This window comes from Bacteroides ndongoniae (assembly GCF_900108345.1).
Classification (GTDB): Bacteria; Bacteroidota; Bacteroidia; order Bacteroidales; family Bacteroidaceae; genus Bacteroides; species Bacteroides ndongoniae.
The window spans coordinates 396,433-417,676 of record NZ_FNVV01000013.1 but is presented as its reverse complement, the minus strand read 5'-3'; the positions used below and the strand labels follow the sequence as shown (position 1 = coordinate 417,676).

The window sequence follows — 21,244 nt, the reverse complement described above, 5'->3', positions numbered from 1 at the left end:
TTAAAGGCGATAGACCAGCGACAGTCCCAAACGGGTCAGTCCCCAATAGTGACGGATGCGGGTATTAATCAATGCACCGTTCTCTATATTATAATAGGTATTGTATTTTAGGTTGGCATAACCCACACCTACATTGAACTCGGCTCCCCAGTGTTGCCCCAAGGGTAGTTTGTAACCATAGCTCAGTCCAGCTCCCAACAGTGGACGACCGACGTCCTGATAGCGATTGTCTTCCCACTTAAAGTTGAACCAGGCAGTATGGGCGTGCAACCCAAAGAAGTGTCCCCGTCCGACCTCGCTTCCTGTCCACCAGCGCAACTCGGGCTGCAAGGCAATGACGCGAAGGGCATGTTCACGCTGCGCATCCCACAGACTCCACATCACAGGCAAGTCGAGAGTCATCTTGCGGTGTAGCTGCACTTCGTAAGCCAAGTTGAGCACACCGATGGCATCGAAAGCCACGTTCGTTTTCAGAGCATGATATCGATTACCCGTAACGGGCACAGCTGTCTTCTTTGCTTTCTCAACGACAGGATTCTTACCAGCAGACTTCTTTCCGGCAGACTGTTTCACCAAAGTGTTTTTCTGCTTGTGGGCAACAGGCTTGGACGTCGGTTTGCCCGAAGGTTTCCACACTGCCGTTTCTTCGGGCTCGGCCGAAGTCTGTATCAGAGGCTTCACAGGAACCTGTGCCCCAACAGTCAGCGCGGCAGCCAAGCAAAAAGCCGACAGAAGAATACGTAAGATGAATGTTTTCATGATGAATCAGTTTATGAATAAGTGGTACAATTCAGATTTCCAACTCGGGAACTTTGTCGCGCATGGTAGTGACGTAGCCATTCTCATCTACGATGGTTTCCTGCCCCTTGTAGGTAATGCTCACCTTGTCCTTGGTACTACGTATGAAAAACGAAGGTGCGCCTTCGGCCTTGAGGTTAACACTGATAAGCCAACCACCGGCCTTAATACGGCCGTCCTCCAGAATTTCGGGTGCCTTGGCAGGATACTTCACAGCATGAGTGTTAATAATGGTGCCAAAACGATAGACTTTGGCTTTCTCCGACTTGGCCGTAAAATGATAATGGTTAGGATACTTTTTAAAGTTACCTTTATCATCGGCACGCAACCAGTTATGGGCTGGTACAAAGAATTGGCTGGTAGTATCGGTCTGCAAAGCACCTGTAGAGAAAATGTAAGCATCTGAAGCTCCCCCTCGTCCCGAGAGACCCTGTACATGAATATAACGTTTATCTGTTTTATCCACGCTCATTGGTTGAGTCACCGTATGCAACATAAAGGTATAATCAGCCGGTTCGGATGCTTCCAACTCATCGTAAATAAAAATATAACCAGTATTACCCAAGTTAACGATGTGGCGACGAAATTTCGTAAGAGGCACATCATCCCAACCATTCTCCGGTGTATAATGTACATCACTCTGCTCACCACGTTTCAACCACAGTGGAGAAATTACCTTACCATAAGCATTGGATGCATCACCCAGCACATAACCGATTTTCTCCCCTACATAATAGCGAGGAATCCATCCATAACCTTCCACACCTATGCGTTGTCCCATGCCATTAACAAGAATTGTATTATGGGCACGCGTACCACGATGACAAAGCATGCTATGCACATCAGTAAATTCGATATGGTGGCCACTGCTGTAGAAAATGGGCTTACCGCCGAAGAAGGTATTGAAAGCATTCTGGTTGGCCAAAGCATGGGAGGTCGAACCATAAGGGCTACTTCGGAAACTCCACATGGCGTTGCTGCCCACACGGTCCCAATTGGTCTGGAAAGATGCTAGGCCGGTTTCGGGGAAGACATATCCCCAAGGTAAAGCTGTCAGACCAGGACCATCAGGCAAAGGTTTATCACACTGTAGACGGAACCAGGCCAAATCACCAGGCTTAGCCAGCAAAGCCTTCTTCAAGTAAAGGGGGTCAACTTTAAGGGTACGGCGTACAAAGTCGGCTGCATAAGTATTGCCAGTAAGACGGGCCAAAGCATCCAAATAACCGATACGTATGCTATTAGGACGTGCAACATTCTGATGTGAACTACCATTACCACCCGATTTGGAAAAAGGAGGCTGCTGGAAGATGGTATACATTACATTGTTGGTATACCAAGGATCACTGAAATAATCAAAGCCTGTAAGTTTTGTATAATAATAAGGGACCTCGATAAGAGTGCGCGTATTAACCGTGAAATAGGAATCACCGTTGTGCCAACCTCCATCTTTATTCAAACCCGGGAAACGCGCCAACCATACGTTATAGCAATAGTCAGTCCACGTATCAGCCTCGGGCAAGTCACCATAAGTGGCAAAAGCAGCCATGGTTAGAATGCGGAGAGTCATTTGCCAGATATGATTCTCGGCAATATGATTCTCCATATAGTTATTGAAATGATTATACATGCCGTTGCCCTTCTCTCGGATGTCATCTAACAATTCTTTCTTCTGAGCAGAAGTCAGCAAGTCGTAGAAAGAATCGTAGGCCATAGAACAGAGTGATAGAAGGGTGGCATCGTTAAAATCGCCCTTCACGTTCGCGTTCTTATTCCAATCGGACATGATCATCACCCGACGGATAGCTTCATCGGCATACTTACGGTCTTTGGTCAGAAGATAAGCACGTATCAAGGCTTCGGTGTTTCCTTCTTCGGCATCGATAATGCGGCGGCTTTCACGAGTGAGGTATGAATTGATCTGCATCTGGTTGGTAAGGTTCTTCACCTGACTGGTATTGATGTCCTTCACATCCTTCATGGGTGTGGTCAACACTTTATCAGCGCGTTCCAGATACCAGGCTCTTTCTACCTTACCCAGACTTTCTTTTCTGAACTTGTCCCATTCATCCTTAATAATCCAAACGCGAGGATGCGACAAGGGCACACACGCCAATACTTCTTTCAATGAAGGCGGGCAGAAACGATGTCCGTTGTCTTTTACCTCTACCTGTAAAGTCTCGCTCCACTGTGGTTGACCGTCCTTGACATAGGCATACTGCCAGTACCACGTACCAGGCGACAACGGTTTCTCTGGGTTGTAGAAAGGCCAGCGGGTATCTGCCTGAAAACAACCTTTTTTAAATGTACTATCTTGGGCATAACGTATCTTGTAAGCCAACTTACTCTTATCTATCTTTTTGACCAAATGTTCAAAACCGTCCATGGGAGCACCATCAGACTGGGCTTCGGCCGGCAACGGCCACTGAAAAGACACGAAGCGATCGTCGACCATTGCACCGTTGAGCGGCGAAGGGGTAACACGCGATTCGTGCATCATACTTTGCTCCGTCAACCGGATGTTAGCCGGAGCTTTCTGAGCGCAGACCGGATTGATGGCTGCAGCAGAAAACAGAGAAATGAGAATCAAATTCTTCATGGTATGTATGTTTATTTAAATAATTCGCCTCATCGGATTTTCTGTTGGCAAATATCCGTATTTGCCCGAAAAAGAAGTATCGTTTTTGTATATTCTTCCTTTCAATTTTGGCGATTTCTGTTTCATTTTTGTATATCAAGCTTTCAATTCTGTACAAGCACTTATTCAATCACCTGGGAATGAAACGCATAGGAGAATAGGGACCCGGCGTAGGATGTTGCTTCATCCACTCTAACAGCAGAACACGATGCTGCTTCAACAGCTCTGTATATCGACGTTCCACAGCTAAATTGCGCATCTCTCCCCGATCGCATGTCATGTCGTAAAGCAATTCGCGGTTCTTCCCGGCTTCATACAATACATATTTGTAACGGGGTGTACGTACCATCCAGCCACACGTACCACCGGTCTGGGCAAACAAGGTTTCCGTCACCACATAGGAACGATGACTGAGGGCTGTGTCTCCACTTTCTGTCAACGCACGGAAACTGACTCCCTGTGCGCCGTCGGGCAACTTGGCTCCCGACCAATCGCAAAGGCTGGGCATCAGGTCCACACCATTATTAATAAGCTGAGGCATCACGGTTCCAGCATGCTTTGTACCGGGCAGACAGACAATGAAAGGCACGTTAACCACTTCTTCGTAAAGAGCCGTTTTCTGATTCCACTGGTGAGCAGAAGCTCCATCTCCATGGTCGGAGGTAAAAATAATGAGGGTATTTTTCCACAGGTTCTGTCGCTCTATCTCGTCCACAATTTTACCGATTTCGACATCCACATGTTCTATCAACCGATAGTAGGCATTGAGATAACATCGCCAGTCATCGGGAGTATAGTGTCGGGTCGGATACAGACGATAGCTCTGCTCACGCTCGTAGCTCAGCACATCTGCATCATAAGGGGCTATAGGAAAGTTAGCAGGCAGGTTAGGGCAGTCGTCCAGCTGGAATTCTTCAAGGTTGGCAAACGGGGTATTCTGACAACGGGCATACTCACAAATGTTATGCGGATTGTCGAACGAAGCCACAAGGAAGAACGGCCTGGTGTGTTTTCGTTGCAGGAAACTTACCGCTGACTCGGCAAGTCCGTTATCGTTATGACTATGCAGATTCTCAAAACCGAAAGCATGCGCGGCAGGCAGAGAATTAGTATTGACGTGCCACTTGCCCGCATAGGCTGTTTCATAGCCTGCCTGCTTCAACAATGTGCCCAGTGTACGGCTGCGCAGGGAGTCGGGCATGGGTGTCTCGTTCTCGGCCATACCTATTTCGGCAGGCGTATGACCGGTAAACATAGATGCCCGCGACGGACCACTCAATGGTAACGAACAGTAAGCGTTGGTGAAACGCAAACCGTGTGCTGCAAGACGATCCATGTTTGGCGTATGCAAATCAACGTTTCCAGCACAACTCATAGCCGTAGCTGTTTGCTGATCGGTCATAATGTAGATAATATTGGGACGCTGCTGTGCCCAAAGGGAAGCTGGAAACATCAGCCCGGCTACCCAAGCAATTTTCAAAGGTTTCATACTGATTAAGACTGTTTTCAGGGATTATCGGGAGTTAACTGAATACTATTAATGGTTAACAATCCTCCCAACGAAACGAAACAGAATGACAAATTCCTTAAACTTCTTATAATTTCTCATTCGTCATTCCTTATTCTCAGGTACTTGAGCAATGCCTCCAAATAATAATAATCGGCATAGTTCAATGGCACGTCAATCTCGGAGCCATGAGGTAGAGAGCCGGTAGAATGCTTCAGTATGAAACCGGCATTATTTCCTTTAACGGCCAGATAGTCCTTGCCTGACAGACTTTTGAGTATCTTTTCAGCATGAATGAAGTATTTGGAACTATCGGGAACCAAGGTACTCAAATCGAGGAAAGCAGAAGCTATGACAGCAGCAGCCGAGGCATCGCGCGGCGTATTGGACATAGCAGGCGCATCAAAATCCCAGTAAGGAATGGCATCGGAGGTTGTGGTACGTCGTATAATCATATCGGCCACTTGGACAGCCTGTTGCAAAAAAGCGGTATCCTTCGTTTCTTTATAACATAAGGTATAACCATAGACTGCCCAACCCTGTCCGCGCGACCAAGCCGACTCATCGTTCTTACCCTGAAACGTCTGTTTACGTTCCACGGTACCATCGGCATTGTAACTCACTACGTGATAACAGGTATGGTCGGGACGGAAGTGATTAGCCATGGTTGTACGGGCATGGCGGACGGCGATGTCTGCATATTTCGGGTCACCAGTCAGTTTACTTACATTAAAAAGCAATTCCAAGTTCATCATATTGTCAATGATGACAGGAAAATGCCACGTGCCAAAATCCCAAGAGCGAATACATCCGATGATGGAATCGAAACGACTACATAAATTATTTGCTGTCTCCACCAACAATGGTTTGATGGTATCGTTCGGTGCCAGACGCAACGCGTTGCCATAACTGCAATTGACCATAAAACCAACATCGTGTGTGCCTTTCATATAACGCACATTGTTTAATTTATTGGTGAAGCGAATAGCCTGCATCTTCAAAGAATCATTACCAGTCAACTCGTAAGCATACCACAATGTACCAGGAAAGAAACCACTGGTCCAATCGGAGATAGTACAAAGCCTCCTTTTGCCTAACAGCTCTTTTGCCGGATTAGGATGGATAGAATCAATGTTCACTTTGTGTTCCAACTGTTCTTCCAGAAACGGTAACTCGTAACCCGCCCATGTAGTACGCGGCATCTTCATAGAATCGGCCAATTCGCTAGCAGTAGATAACAACTGATAAACAGCTACCTCTTCCACACTGTCTATCCATGTTCCAGTTGTAGTAGAAGTCTGATAACGACAAGCTGTCAGCCCCAAAAACAAGACGGTTCCTGCAAACAAAACTTTTTTCTTCATGTTCATGGTCTTTAGAATTCATATTATTAACAAACAACGCCGGACAACTCTTTCTATCGTCCGACGTTGCAAAGATAAAGCGTGTCATATACATACGCTTTCAAAATACGCTTTCTCTATTTCTGTTCTGTTGAAAATGCTTTCAGTTTTGTCCAGCCTCCTTTCATTTTTGTACAAGCACACTGTTTATCAATCTACTTTCCGTATTCTGAGGGCAAACAACCAAAATACTTTTTAAAACTGGTAGTGAAATAAGAAGGTGTATTGTATCCTACCATTACACTGATCTCGGCCACAGTATACCGTCCCTCTTTCAACAATTTACAAGCCCGATTGAAACGTACTTTACGGATAAAATCGTTGGTCGACTCTCCCGTCAAGGCTTTCATCTTAGCATGCAAGCTAGATCTACTCATACACATTTCACGAGCAAATTCATCAGTAGTAAAATCTACATCGTCCAAGTGTCGCTCCATAATATCCATAGCTTGCTTCAACAGTTTTTCGTCTAACGGATTCAAGGCAATCTTCTCCGGTTCTATCTCCATCGACTTGGAATAGTATTCGATGGCCCGATAACGCGTACGAAACAGATTTCGTATCTTAGTCACCACAATATTCAACACAAAAGGCTTTGGAATATAATCATCAGCTCCCACCTGTAAGCCTTCCAGCTGTTCCTTAACATCGGCCTTGGCCGAAAGGATGATAACCGGAATGTGACAAGTATTCATATTCTGCTTAATAGCGCGACACAAGTGCAAACCGTCCATGACAGGCATCATTACATCTGTCAAGACAAGGTCTACCGGCAGTTCCTTTAGCCGCTTCAATGCTTCTTCTCCGTTACTCGCCTGCACCACCTGATACATAGTACCCAATTTTTCAGCTAGATAACAACGAATATCTGCATGATCTTCCACCACCAAAACAGTTTCTTTCCGAATTTTGTCTTCCTGTGTAGATGTTCCGTCCTCATCCGACAAAGAAGCATCGACCGGTTCGTCTTCTGTGTCCACCATGTACATCTCCTGCCGATTGGTTGTGTGTACTTCTTCTATCTCTTCTGTAGTACACTGTTTTTCTTCCAAAGTGTAAGCAGATTCAACCACTGGCACTAAAACAGTGAACGTACTCCCCTCGCCTTCTTGACTTTCCATCTTGACGACACCGTGATGTAACTCCACCAGACGTTGTACCAACGAGAGACCAATACCACTACCCAAATGTTCACTATCCGCCTGATAGAAACGTTCGAATATTCTGTCTTGTTTACCAAGAGGAATACCAATCCCCGTATCCTTAACCTGTAGCATCAACTCATCACCTTCCTGCCTCAATGTCACAGTTATACTTTTGCCCCTACCAGTGTACTTGAAAGCATTGGAAAGTAGATTATTTTCTATCAACTCCAAATATTCCGGATCGCAAAGAATCTTCCGGTCCTCCAAATCAGAGTCAAAACGGTAAACAATCTGCTTTTGCTGCGCCAGACGTTCATAGAAAAGAAAATTCTTCTCCATTATCTGTCGAATGGGTACAAGCCTTACTTTTAAGTGAAATACACCCAACTCGGCACGGCGGTAGTCCATCAACTGATTGACCAGATACAGCAGACGATCTGCATTGCGCCGGATGTGCTCCAACTGTCTACCCATCCAACGGTCTTGTACCTTAGCCAGCAAATCTTGCAAAGGCGCCATAATCAACGTCAACGGAGTGCGAAGTTCGTGAGATATATTGATAAAAAAGCGCAGTTTCATTTCATTTACCTCCTTTAACCGTTCTTTGTCAATACGTTCCATTTCAAGCCGTGCCTTCATGATTTTACGTGTCCAAAAGTAGCGAACAACAAACGCGATGCTACCCGCAAACGCCAGAAAAAACAGTATACCGGCCCACCAGGTCTTGTACCAAACTGGCAAGACCACTATTTCGAGTTCTGTAGGATGATCACTCCAAATACCGTCGTTATTGGCCGCCTTCACCAAAAAACGATAGTGTCCTTGCGGCAAATGGGAATAAGACACCGTACGCATAGTATGGGTCACAGTCCAGTCGGCATCATATCCTTCCAACTTGTAAGCAAAGATGTTGTGATTACCCGCTATATAGTTGGGAACTACAAAATCCAGCGAAAACATGCTCTGCTCCGCCTTGAGCGTAATACGCCTTGTACGTCCGATATGTCGTTCCAAGATACCAGTCGTGTCACCCGGATGCACAGTTTTATTAAATAGACGCAATTCTGTGAAAATCACTGAGGGAGTATAAGGATTATCTATTAGCTGGTCAGGATAAAACGCCGTCAGTCCATTGACACCGCCAAAATATATCTGTCCGTTTGCTGTAAGACAATACGCATAAGGAGTAAACTGATTACTTTGCAAACCATCCGCTGCCGTATAGTTACGACATGTTCCCATACGAGGCACGAAACGGCTCAAACCACCGTTTGTACTAAGCCACAGGTTGCCAGAACTGTCTTCCAGAATACCATATATCACATTGTTAGGCAGACCATCCGCCGTAGAATAACGTACCACTTCCCCTTTGTTCTCATCGAAACGGTACAGTCCGTCACGGGTGCCCAACCAGAATACGTGGTTAGCCTGCTCACGTATACACTGTATTTTTTTTCTCTCCAGTTCATGCCCAGCAGGAAGTAAAGACACCTGCTCCAAAGTGTTCCCCACTATACGAAAGACATGAATACTTTCTTTATCACTAATCCAAATACGCTGCTTGCTGTCTTCAAAGAACAATTGAATTTCGGATAGTTCTATGGGCTTTCCATCGGCTATCATCGGAAAATCCGTAAAGGTCCGGCTCCGTTTGTCGAAACATTTGATAGTCCGTACCGTACTTACCCACAATTCGTCTTTCCCTTTAGGAGTAAGAGTATACACACTACGACCATCAGTCACCCTATCCGACGGCATAAAGTTCTCTATTCGCCCACTTGGCACATGCAGGATACTGAATTCACCGGCATGGCTGCCAATGTACACCTCCTGTCGTTCTTCATCCACCTGCAAAGCCTTGATGTCATTCGAGGAAAGGCCATCCGCTGTCGTAAAAGCCCTAAACAGTCCCTGTTGCTTGTCATATAGGTTCAGTCCGCCGTTAGTACCTATCCACAGATTCTGTTTCTTATCCTCAACGATACAACTAATCACATTATTGTTCAACGAATTACGACCGGGCATCCGACTAATATAACGAAACCGATTCTTCTGTTCATGATAATAGTTCAATCCGCCGAAATAAGTTCCCATCCACATGCCTCCCTGCCGATCACAATACAAACTGCGTACCGATGTTTGAGACAAACTAGCTGGATTGGAGGGATCGTTCACATACTGTTCGAACGTGTCATCCTCCTGACGGTAAATATTCAAAGAAGTAAACGTGCCTACCCACAAACGGTTCCAATGATCCAAAGCCAACGAACGTACATAGTCTGATCCGATACAGCGCTCTCCTCTGGCTGTATAATGCCGTACTGTGGCATCGCTTAGGTCAAAACGATACAGTCCTTGCCCTTCCGTAGCCACCCACAAGTAAGAAGGAACCTGCATAAGTGCGGTCAAAATCCGACATTTTTCTAATTCTTTGAATGAATACTTTCTGACTTCTTTTTTACCACCAGAATATATGTACAAGCCCTTATCTGTACCTATATAAATAAGAGAATCGCGACGAGTGAGCGAATAACATTGCTCTACATCGACAAATCCAGTAAGTTCTGCAGGTTTCGATAAGCCCTCATGAACATCGAACATATACAATCGGTTCCCAGCCAAAAACAACAGGCTTAATGAATCAACAATAGCCACATGAGTAACGGCAAGTCTTTTGTTCAAACTGCCTTTCAAACTGTAATTACGGAAAGCATCCCGATTGGCATCATAGCAAGAAAGGCCAGACTCGGTACCTATCCACAATCGGTCATGCACATCTATGTCCAGTGCATACAGAAAATCGTTAGCAAGTGTAGTCGTATCCCGACTATCGTGACGATATACTGTAAAATCATAACCATTGTACTTATTCAACCCATCCTGCGTAGCGAGCCACAAACACCCCTGACTATCCTGTACAATGTCTAGTACCGTACTCTGCGACAAACCCTCCTCCAAACCTATACGAGCAAAACTCAGCTCCGAATTGAACTGTGCCTGTGCTTTTGTCACAATCAACATAACCAACAAACAAATGGCATAAACTATTTTTTTCATAGTATACATTCTTGACATTTCGGAGCTAAGGTACAATATTTTTTAAAAGCCAACAAAAAAGGGATAGGAAAATTACTTCCCATCCCTTCCTTTATTCATCCTCTTTTTAGAAGATTATTCTTCATCCATCAAGATCTCCAGAATCTGGCAAGCAGCCTTGGCAACCGAAGTACCGGGGCCAAAGATAGCGGCTACACCAGCCTTGTACAGGAAGTCATAGTCTTGTGCGGGGATTACACCACCGGCAATCACTACAATATCCTCACGGCCCAACTTCTTCAGTTCGGCAATGATTTGTGGAATCAAAGTCTTATGTCCGGCAGCCAATGAAGATACGCCCACTACGTGAACGTCGTTCTCAACAGCTTCGCGGGCAGCCTCGGCCGGAGTCTGGAACAACGGTCCCATATCCACGTCGAAACCACAATCGGCATAACCGGTTGCTACAACCTTAGCACCACGGTCGTGTCCGTCCTGACCCATCTTAGCAATCATAATACGCGGCTGACGACCTTCTTTCTTAGCAAACTTCTCGCACAACTCGCAAGCATGCTTGAAGTCGGCATCATTTTTACTTTCTGATGAATACACGCCTGAAATAGTTCTGATTATTGCTTTATAACGTCCTACTACCTTTTCACAAGCATAAGAGATTTCGCCCAAAGTGGCACGAACACGAGCTGCTTCTACAGCCAACTCCAGCAAGTTGCCTTGCTTGGTTTCCACACACTTGGTAATGGCGTCCAGAGCCTTCTGAACTTCTTCCTCGTTACGTCCTTCTTTCAGACGCTTCAGGTTCTCCAGCTGCTCCTGACGAACGGCAGTATTATCGATTTCAAGAATATCAATCGGAGCTTCCTTCTCCAGACGATACTTGTTCACACCTACAATGGTCTGCGCACCGCTATCAATACGTGCCTGTGTACGTGCGGCAGCTTCTTCGATACGCATCTTAGGAATACCGGTTTCGATAGCCTTGGCCATACCGCCCAGCTTTTCGATTTCTTGGATGTGTTCCCAAGCCTTGTGAGCAATTTCGTTAGTCAAAGACTCTACATAGTAAGAACCGCCCCATGGGTCAACGTTCTTGCAGATGTTAGTCTCTTCCTGGATATAGATCTGCGTATTACGTGCAATACGTGCAGAGAAGTCAGTCGGCAAGGCGATAGCCTCATCAAGCGCATTGGTATGCAATGACTGTGTATGTCCCAGTGCAGCAGCCATGGCTTCGATACAAGTACGGCCTACGTTGTTGAACGGATCCTGCTCGGTCAGTGACCAACCAGATGTCTGCGAGTGTGTACGCAATGCCAGTGATTTCGGATTCTTCGGATTGAACTGTTTCACAATCTTTGCCCAAAGCATACGTGCGGCACGCATCTTGGCGATCTCCATGAAGTGGTTGGTTCCGATAGCCCAGAAGAATGACAGACGCGGAGCAAAAGCGTCAATGTCCAGTCCGGCTCCTACACCTGCACGAAGATATTCCAGACCGTCAGCCAGAGTATAAGCCAACTCGATGTCTGCCGTTGCACCGGCTTCCTGCATGTGGTAACCGGAAATGGAGATAGAGTTGAACTTAGGCATCTTTTGTGATGTATATTCGAAGATATCAGAGATAATCTTCATCGAGAACGAAGGCGGATAAATATAAGTATTACGCACCATGAACTCTTTCAGGATATCATTCTGGATAGTACCAGCCATTTCCTCCAACTTGGCACCCTGCTCCAGTCCGGCATTGATATAGAATGCCATAATCGGCAGAACGGCACCGTTCATCGTCATTGATACGGACATCTTGTTCAAAGGAATACCGTCGAACAAAACCTTCATGTTCTCCAACGAGCAGATAGATACACCAGCTTTACCCACATCGCCTACTACACGTTCGTTATCAGGGTCGTAACCACGGTGTGTAGCCAAGTCGAAAGCTACCGACAGACCTTTCTGACCGGAAGCCAGATTGCGACGATAGAAGGCATTTGACTCTTCGGCTGTAGAGAAACCTGCATACTGACGGATGGTCCAGGGACGCAGCGTATACATTACAGAATACGGACCACGCAAATATGGCGGAATACCTGCAGCAAAATCAAGGTGTTCCATACCTTCGAGGTCCTCTTTGGTATAAACAGGCTTCACATTGATGTGTTCCGGAGTTTTCCAGTCGGCCTGAATACCGTTGGCTTTCTGCCATTCAGCACCGTTAACGGGCTTGAAATTGGCATATATATCTATATTTTTAAAATCTTTTCTCATCTTCTTTGGTAGTTGACGAGGATTCAGCCGACAAGTTGCCAGGGAATTGTTCCTTGCAGCTTGTGTCCTTGTCCCCTTGTTAACTTAATAATTTAGCATTGTATTCTTTCAGGGTTTCCAATACGTTGACACGGACATGGATGAAATTCTCGATACCGGCAGCTTTCAACTCGTCCATACAAGCAGGTGCACCCGCTACGATAAACATGGCACGACCGTCCAAAGCCTTGAAGGCAGGAACAGCGTATTCGGCATATTCATCATCGCTTGAGCAAAGTACTACGATATCAGCCTTGGCAGCCAAAGCAGCTTCTACTCCTTCCTCAACCGTAGCAAAGCCTAAATTATCTACTACTTCGTATCCGGCACAAGCCAAGAAGTTGCAAGAGAACTGTGCACGTGCCTGACGCATAGCCAGATTTCCGATAGTCAGCATGAAGGCTTTCGGACGTTTGCCGGAAGTTTCAGTCTGCAGACGCAAAGCTTCGAACTCGCTTGCTGCACGGTCAAAGTTCAATGAAGGAACATCTTTCTCGCAAGTATCTTGTCCGCCGCAGCAGCAAACAGCTTCCAAAGGACGCTTATCACCGGCCAACTCTGTAAAGTTAGGATACTGGTTAGTACCCAGCAGGATTTCTTTACGTTTGGCTACAGCTTCATGACGTGCCTTGTTGCTGGCATTGACTGCTTCCTGTACCTTACCGGCTTTTACAGCAGCATAGAAACCGCCTTCTTCCTCAACGGCGAGGAACAGATCCCATGCCTGCTTAGCGATAGAAACGGTCAGATTCTCGATGTAATAAGAACCGGCAGCCGGGTCGATTACTTTATCGAAATGAGATTCCTCCTTCAGCAACAGTTGCTGGTTACGGGCCAGACGCTCAGAGAAGTCGTTCGGAGTCTCGTAAGCCTTATCGAAGGGTACTACTGTCATTGAGTCAACGCCTGCCAAAGCAGCACTCATGGCCTCGGTCTGTGTACGGAGCAGGTTTACATAAGAGTCGAATACTGTCAGATTGAATGAAGATGTTTCGGCATGTACCTTCATCTTAGCGGCACATTTGCAGTCGCCTTCGGCCAGATAAGAATCTACGATGTCGGCCCACAGCATACGTCCGGCACGGAACTTGGCTATTTCCAGGAAGTAGTTAGAGCTGATACCGAAGTTAAACTTAATCTTCTTGGCTACGGTTTCAGCGGGTACTCCGGCTTCGGTCAGCAGATTCATATATTCGTTACCCCAAGCCAGTGCGTAACCCAGTTCCTGATAGATATAGGCTCCGGCATTGTTCAGGGTCAGTGCGTTTACATTGATTACGCGATATTGAGGCAAAGCAGCAGTAGCGGCAATCAAAGCCTTGGCTGTATCTACCAGGCTGCCTTTCTCCTTACCCTTGGACAACATTTTGTTCAGGTAATCGAAGTTAATAGAACCCTGCAACTTAGCCAGATCATATCCTTTCTTCTGGAAGTATTCCACCAGCAGATTGGCCAGTTCTACAACGTGTCCCTGACAAGTGGAGAAGTTCAATTCTACACAATCGGCACAAATGCCTTCGAGTAACGCCTCCACGTATGCGGCGTTCAGTTCCTTGGCCTTTACATGGAAAGACAAGGAGTCGATACCTTTGTTCAGGATGTCCAGTGCCTTGGCATTGGCTTCCTTTACATCATCCACCTTGATTTCCTGACGAACCAGCCACTCGTTGTTGTCTTTTTTGTTACCTCTCAGATAAGGGAACTCACCCGGAAGAGCGTCAGTAGTCTTCAGTCCTTCAAGATCTTCCTTACGGTAGAAAGGTTTCACTTTGAATCCTTCGTTTGTTCTCCAAACGAGTTTCTTCTCAAAATCCGCACCTTTCAGGTCGGCTGTCACTTTCTCCATCCACTGTTCAGTGCTGACGGGAGAAAAGTCCGAGAAGAGTTTTTCTTTACTGTCTGCCATAGTTTATTTAAAAAATTAAAGATGAATACAATTCATAATGTCGTGAATAGACTTGCAAATATACTGAATTACTTCAAAGAAAAAGAGTTTTTAGGGAATTTTCGCACGCAATACTTACTTTATGATATAGTTTTTCTGCCAGACAGAGCTACATTCCCCGAACAGCTGCCGTGAATCCATCCATCCGGCAAAATAAGAAGATATCACGACAACGGCCGATAAGAGAAAAAAGAAGTCCTTTTTCTACACTCGCGCGACACAGCAAAATAAAAAGTAAGAAAAACTTTTGTTAACTCCTTTTGATTAAGTATTTTTGCGCGAAATTTTAAAAAGCACATTAATTAAGGAGTATGGATTGGTTAGAAAGTTTGTTATGGGATTCCACATCAGTCGCCCATATCGTCTGCTTGTATGCATTCGTTATTTCGGTGGGTGTGCTGTTGGGTAAGATTAAGGTTTTCGGTGTATCGTTGGGAGTGACGTTTGTCCTCTTCACCGGCATCCTGATGGGACACTTCGGTTTCACAGGTGAAACGCACATCCTGCACTTCATCCGCGAATTCGGCCTGATTCTGTTTGTATTTTGTATCGGTCTGCAGGTAGGACCGTCTTTCTTCTCTTCGTTCAAGAAAGGGGGAATGACACTGAACATGCTAGCTGTGGGTATTGTCGTGCTCAACATTGTAGTAGCACTTTCCATCTATTTCATAGCCAACGGGCAAGTGGAACTGCCCATGATGATCGGTATTCTATATGGTGCCGTGACCAACACTCCCGGTTTGGGTGCTGCCCAGGAAGCTTTGAACCAGCTGCATTACACGGGCGATCCCATCGCATTGGGTTATGCTTGTGCTTACCCGCTCGGTGTTGTCGGCATTATTGCTTCGATCATCGCCATACGGTATATCTTCCGCATCAACCTTTCGAAGGAAGAAAAAGAGCTTCAGAGTCAGGAATCGGACATGAAGCACCAGCCCCACATGCTTCACCTGGAGGTTCGTAACGAATCGATCGACGGTAAAAAGCTGTTGCAGGTAAAAGACTTCCTGGGCCGTCCGTTTGTCTGCTCGCGCATTCGCCACGAAGGACACGTCAGCATCCCTAGCCAAGATACAGAATTCCACATCGGCGACCAGCTCTTCATCGTATGTTCGGAAGAAGACGCTGCTGCCGTCACTGCATTCATCGGACGCGAAATCCAGGTAGACTGGGAAAAGCAGGACATGCCTATGGTTTCGCGACGTATCCTTGTGACCAAATCAGAAATCAATGGTAAAAAGCTGGGAAGCATGCACTTCCGCAGCATGTACGGCGTGAACGTGACACGTGTCAACCGTTCGGGTATGGACCTGTTTGCCGACCCGAATCTGATTCTGCAGGTGGGCGACCGCGTCATGGTGGTAGGTCAGCAGGATGCCGTAGAACGTGTGGCCGGCGTGCTTGGCAATCAGCTGAAACGCCTCGACACACCCAACATCATCACCATCTTCGTCGGCATCTTCCTTGGAATCCTGCTGGGAAGTCTCCCCATCGCATTCCCCGGCATGCCTACTCCGGTCAAGCTGGGTTTGGCTGGCGGTCCGCTTGTAGTAGCCATCCTTATCGGACGGTTTGGACATAAGCTGAAACTTGTCACCTATACTACAATGAGTGCCAACCTGATGTTGCGCGAAATAGGTATCGTACTGTTCCTTGCCAGCGTGGGTATTGAGGCTGGTGAACACTTCGTGCAAACAGTGGTCGACGGAAACGGACTGTACTACGTAGGATATGGATTCCTGATTACCGTCATCCCGCTACTGATTATCGGAATCATTGCTCGACTATATTGCAAGGTCAATTACTTTACGCTGATGGGTCTTATTGCCGGAAGTACTACCGACCCACCTGCACTGGCCTACGCTAACCAGATTTCGGGTAACGATGCACCATCAGTAGGTTATTCTACCGTCTACCCGCTGACTATGTTTCTGCGTATTCTGGCCGGACAGATGATATTGCTGGCCATGATGTAACGGCAAAAGACAATATTCGCCAACGTCAGAAGGCGTGCTCCATAAGGGAATAAATTTCTTTAGGCACGGATTACACTGAATTTCACGGATTATTCTTATTCCTTTCCCTGTGTTTTTCTGTGTAGTCCGTGCCTAAAATCTATAATATACCAGCCATTTTTGAGTTTGACACCCTCTTTTTACGCTCCGTATCATCCGGAGCATTCATAATCTTTTACACCCAAAGAAAGTAAAAGACTGAGGGTATCACAGTCGTATACCGAGATACCCTCAGTCGTATACTTAGGGGGTCTAAGTCGTATACTGAGGCACTCTAAGTCGTATAGCATCGAGCAGAGGACACAGAATCCTCAGAATCAGCAGATTGCGAATTCACCCGAAGAGTCTGTGAGCGTAAGAAAAAGACTTACTTACAGTTATTATACGAAACCTTCGCACAGCGCACGCCAGCGCTTTCGGCATCACTTCAGTTTCAGGCGGACAAACTCTTCGATAAAGTCCACCGTCTTCTCGATGCCAAGTACGGAAGAGTCGATGCACAGATGATAAGTCGAAGCCATTCCCCACGTCTTATAACTATAATAATTATAATACTCCGAACGCTTCTTATCGGCACGGTTCATCATTTCCTCGGCTTCGTTTTCAGAAATGCCATGCAAACGGCACAGACGCGCGATGCGGTCCTCGCGCGAAGCCGATACAAACACGTTGACACAACGCGGATTGTCGCGCAGGATGTAGTCGGCACAGCGTCCCACGAAAAGGCACGACTTCTCCGCAGCCAGCTTCCTGATGACGTCGCTCTGCACCTTGAACAGGGCATCGTTGCTTAAACAGTTCATCGACGGAAGCACACCATCGCTAAAGAACGGGAAACGCATCCCGAATATGCCTCCCACCATGCCTTGCGAAGCTTTCTCATCAGCCTTTTCGAAAAACTCACGGCACAGGCCACTCTCCTCCGAAGCCAGGTTGATAAGCTCTTTGTCATAAAAATCGATACCTAAACGCCGGGACAGTTTCTCGCCGATTTCGCGTCCGCCGCTACCCAACTGACGCCCTATATTGACTACAAATTTATCCATAATCTATTTTCAGTTTTATTGCACTAGCAAATATATATATTCTGAAGGAAAACACCATCAAAAAGTAAGAAAAAGGTTGCTCACCCCATTGTTGCATCTGACGCAGCTGCAGCCGACTTGAACTTGCGGAATTGCCAAATCAACATGAAGGCCGCCACCAGACTGGCCAGAAAATCAGAAACCGGCATACTGAACCACACTCCGTCGGCCCCCCAGAAGCGGGGCAAAATCAGCAGGCAGGGAAGCAAAATCAGCAACTGACGCGACAAAGACAGGAAAATGGCCTTCCCCGCCATCCCGATACTTTGGAAAAAGTTGGCAGTCACCATCTGAAAACCAATTATGGGGAAGAACATCACAATGATGCGCAATCCGCGAGCCGACAGATCGATCAGTTCAGCATCGGACGTAAAAATGCTTACCACCAACCGGGGTACCGCCATGCCCACCACAAAGCCGAACGTCGTAACTGCCGTGGCGTAAACAATAGTCAGCTTCAGCACCTTTGTCACACGCGGATAAAGTCGGGCACCGTAGTTATATCCGGCTATCGGCTGCATGCCCTGATTCAGTCCCATCACAATCATCACCACAATATATACCAAACGGTTCACAATGCCGAAAGCACCGATAGCCAGGTCGCCCCCATACCGTTTCAGTCCCTGGTTGATAAGGATAACGATAAAGCAAGCAGCCACATTCATCAGAAACGGCGACATACCGATGGCCAGTGAATCGAACACAATCTTACGTTTCAACCGGAAAATCCCCCGATGGAAATGAAGCAGTTCGTCACGATTGCTGAACAGCCTGAACTGCCACATAAGGGCAATGATCTGAGCCAGAATAGTAGCCACAGCCGCCCCACGGATACCCATGTCCAAACCGTAAATGAACAACGGGTCGAGAATCGTATTAATCACCACCGTAGCTATCGTTGCATACATGGCCTTCTGCGGATGGCCGGCCGAACGCAGCACCGAATTCAGTCCGAGATACAAATGCGTCACGGCATTGCCCAGCAAAATAATCTCCATATAATCGCGAGCATAAGGCACCGTCTCGTCACTGCCGCCAAAGAAGTAAAGTATCGGGTCCAGAAACGGCATCACCACCAACGTAAATCCTACACCCAGCAGAATATTCAGCACCAGCACATTGCCCAGCACCCGCTGCGCCGTCTGATAGTCTCTCTGTCCGAGCTTGACCGATATCAGTGTAGACGCTCCCACACCCACCAGCGACCCGAAAGCCGCAGCCAGGTTCATCAACGGGAAGGTAAGAGCCAGACCGGAAATAGCCATCGGCCCAACTCCGTGTCCGATAAAGATACTATCTACCATGTTGTACAGTGAAGAAGCAGTCATTGCGATAATAGCCGGAACGGCATACTGCATCAGAAGTTTACCAATGTTTTCAGTACCCAACGCCGTGGGTGTCTTTTGTTGTCCTGTCATATCTTTCTCATTTATTCAATCCGGGCGCAAAGTTACTTCTTTTTCATCGGGTAGAAGTGTAAACAAAAGGTTAAAAATAGAGAATAAAAAAACAAAGAGCATAGATAAGGCGTCCCTTTGGCGTCATTTCGAGACAAAAAATAGTATTATTAAAAAAATGTTTCGTACTTTTGTACCCAAATAGAGTGAAATTTAACGATATGAACGTTTTAGAACTAAGTGAACAGGAAATCATTCGCCGCAACAGCATGAATGAACTTCGCGCGATGGGCATCGAGCCCTATCCCGCAGCAGAGTATGTAACCAACGCTTTCTCGACCGACATAAAAGCTGAATTTAAAGACGATGACGAACCGCGTCAGGTAAGCATTGCCGGACGTATGATGAGCCGTCGCGTCATGGGAAAAGCATCCTTCATCGAACTACAGGATTCCAAAGGACGTATCCAGGTATACATCACCCGCGATGACATCTGCCCCGATGAAAACAAAGACATGTACAACACCGTGTTCAAACGTTTGCTCGACTTGGGCGACTTTATCGGCATCGAAGGCTTCGTATTCCGTACCCAAATGGGCGAAATCAGCGTACATGCCAAAAAGCTGACTGTACTGGCCAAAAGCCTCAAGCCGCTGCCTATCGTAAAATATAAAGATGGAGTAGCCTACGACTCGTTCGAAGACCCCGAATTGCGTTATCGCCAACGCTATGTCGACCTCATTGTGAACGACGGTGTGAAGGAAACATTCCTGAAGCGCTCGAAAGTCATATCGACCATGCGTGCCGTGCTCGATGAAGCCGGCTATACCGAAGTCGAGACTCCCATCCTGCAATCTATCCCCGGAGGAGCAAGTGCCCGTCCGTTCATCACCCACCACAACTCGCTCGATATCGACCTGTATCTGCGTATTGCAACAGAGCTCTATCTGAAACGCCTCATCGTAGGCGGTTTCGAAGGTGTGTACGAAATCGGTAAGAACTTCCGCAACGAAGGTATGGACAAAAACCATAACCCCGAATTCACCTGCATGGAGCTGTACGTACAATATAAAGACTATAACTGGATGATGAGCTTCACCGAGAAGTTACTGGAGCGCATCTGTATCGCTGTAAACGGTTGCACCGAAACACAGATTGACGGTAAGACCATCAGCTTCAAAGCTCCTTACCGCCGTCTGCCTATCCTCGAAGCCATCAAGGAAAAGACTGGATATGACCTCGAAGGCAAGAGTGAAGACGAAATCCGTCAGATCTGCCGTGAGCTGAAGATGGAGATCGACGATACCATGGGCAAGGGCAAGCTGATTGACGAAATCTTCGGCGAATTCTGCGAAGGCACCTTCATACAGCCTACTTTCATCACCGACTATCCTGTCGAAATGAGCCCGCTCACCAAGATGCACCGCAGCAAACCCGGCCTGACCGAACGCTTCGAACTAATGGTAAACGGAAAGGAACTGGCCAACGCATACAGCGAGCTGAACGACCCGATAGATCAAGAAGAGCGTTTCAAAGATCAGCTCCGCCTGAGCGAGAAGGGAGACGACGAAGCCATGTTCATCGATCAGGACTTCCTGAAAGCCCTGCAGTATGGTATGCCTCCTACGTCGGGTATCGGTATCGGTATCGACCGTCTGACTATGTTGATGACAGGAAAAGCCTTCATACAGGAAGTATTGTTCTTCCCGCAGATGCGTCCCGAAAAGGTTACTCCGAAGGATGCACCAGCCAAGTACATCGAACTCGGCATTCCCGAGGAATGGGTACCCGTTATCCAGAAAGCCGGCTATAACCAGATTGCCGACATGGCCAACGTCAACCCGCAAAAGTTACATATGGACATCTGTGGCATCAACAAGAAATATAAACTTGAGCTGAACAACCCGACCGTCAACGACGTAACGGAATGGATTGGCAGAATTAAGAATTAAT

The 21,244-nt window shown here is 46.8% G+C and carries 11 protein-coding genes; 2 read left to right on the top strand and 9 right to left on the bottom strand.

The features are described from left to right. The 7 genes from BQ5591_RS06005 to mutA form a co-directional block, all read right to left on the bottom strand. Entirely contained in the window at nt 1-759 is a 759-nt protein-coding gene (locus tag BQ5591_RS06005; RefSeq protein ID WP_071148755.1) for a DUF3575 domain-containing protein, read from the bottom strand. 31 nt (nt 760-790) lie between these two features. Continuing rightward, nucleotides 791-3,397, bottom strand: coding sequence for a DUF4962 domain-containing protein (locus tag BQ5591_RS06000; RefSeq protein WP_071148754.1), 2,607 nt, complete (start codon nt 3,395-3,397; stop codon nt 791-793). A gap of 169 nt (nt 3,398-3,566) precedes the next feature. Next, nucleotides 3,567-4,925 carry a sulfatase family protein gene (locus tag BQ5591_RS05995; protein WP_071148753.1) on the bottom strand — a complete coding sequence of 453 codons (1,359 nt, stop codon included), beginning with the start codon at nt 4,923-4,925 and terminating at the stop codon, nt 3,567-3,569. A 116-nt stretch (nt 4,926-5,041) separates the two neighbouring features. Further along, entirely contained in the window at nt 5,042-6,307 is a 1,266-nt protein-coding gene (locus BQ5591_RS05990; RefSeq protein WP_071149356.1) for a glycoside hydrolase family 88 protein, read from the bottom strand. A gap of 194 nt (nt 6,308-6,501) precedes the next feature. Beyond that, nucleotides 6,502-10,548 carry a hybrid sensor histidine kinase/response regulator transcription factor gene (locus BQ5591_RS05985; protein WP_071149355.1) on the bottom strand — a complete coding sequence of 1,349 codons (4,047 nt, stop codon included), beginning with the start codon at nt 10,546-10,548 and terminating at the stop codon, nt 6,502-6,504. A 114-nt stretch (nt 10,549-10,662) separates the two neighbouring features. Further along, nucleotides 10,663-12,810 carry a methylmalonyl-CoA mutase gene (gene scpA / locus BQ5591_RS05980; RefSeq protein ID WP_022163234.1) on the bottom strand — a complete coding sequence of 716 codons (2,148 nt, stop codon included), beginning with the start codon at nt 12,808-12,810 and terminating at the stop codon, nt 10,663-10,665. 79 nt (nt 12,811-12,889) lie between these two features. After that, nucleotides 12,890-14,755, bottom strand: a complete 1,866-nt coding sequence (gene mutA, locus BQ5591_RS05975; protein WP_022163235.1) for a methylmalonyl-CoA mutase small subunit — start codon at nt 14,753-14,755, stop codon at nt 12,890-12,892. 350 nt (nt 14,756-15,105) lie between these two features. Here mutA and BQ5591_RS05970 point away from each other — a divergent pair, with 350 nt between their 5' ends. After that, nucleotides 15,106-16,770: a putative transporter gene (locus tag BQ5591_RS05970; RefSeq protein ID WP_071148752.1), complete on the top strand. Its 1,665-nt coding sequence runs from the start codon at nt 15,106-15,108 to the stop codon at nt 16,768-16,770. Nucleotides 16,771-17,231: 461 nt separating this feature from the next. On the opposite strand, the gene BQ5591_RS05965 is transcribed toward BQ5591_RS05970, so the two are convergent. Both BQ5591_RS05965 and BQ5591_RS05960 read right to left on the bottom strand, forming a co-directional pair. Beyond that, entirely contained in the window at nt 17,232-17,855 is a 624-nt protein-coding gene (locus tag BQ5591_RS05965; protein WP_071148751.1) for a cytidylate kinase-like family protein, read from the bottom strand. A gap of 80 nt (nt 17,856-17,935) precedes the next feature. After that, nucleotides 17,936-19,312, bottom strand: coding sequence for an MATE family efflux transporter (locus tag BQ5591_RS05960; protein WP_071148750.1), 1,377 nt, complete (start codon nt 19,310-19,312; stop codon nt 17,936-17,938). 200 nt (nt 19,313-19,512) lie between these two features. On the opposite strand from BQ5591_RS05960, the gene lysS reads away from it, so the two are divergent. Further along, nucleotides 19,513-21,243: a lysine--tRNA ligase gene (gene lysS, locus BQ5591_RS05955; protein ID WP_071149354.1), complete on the top strand. Its 1,731-nt coding sequence runs from the start codon at nt 19,513-19,515 to the stop codon at nt 21,241-21,243. The last annotated feature ends 1 nt before the right edge of the window (nt 21,244 follow it).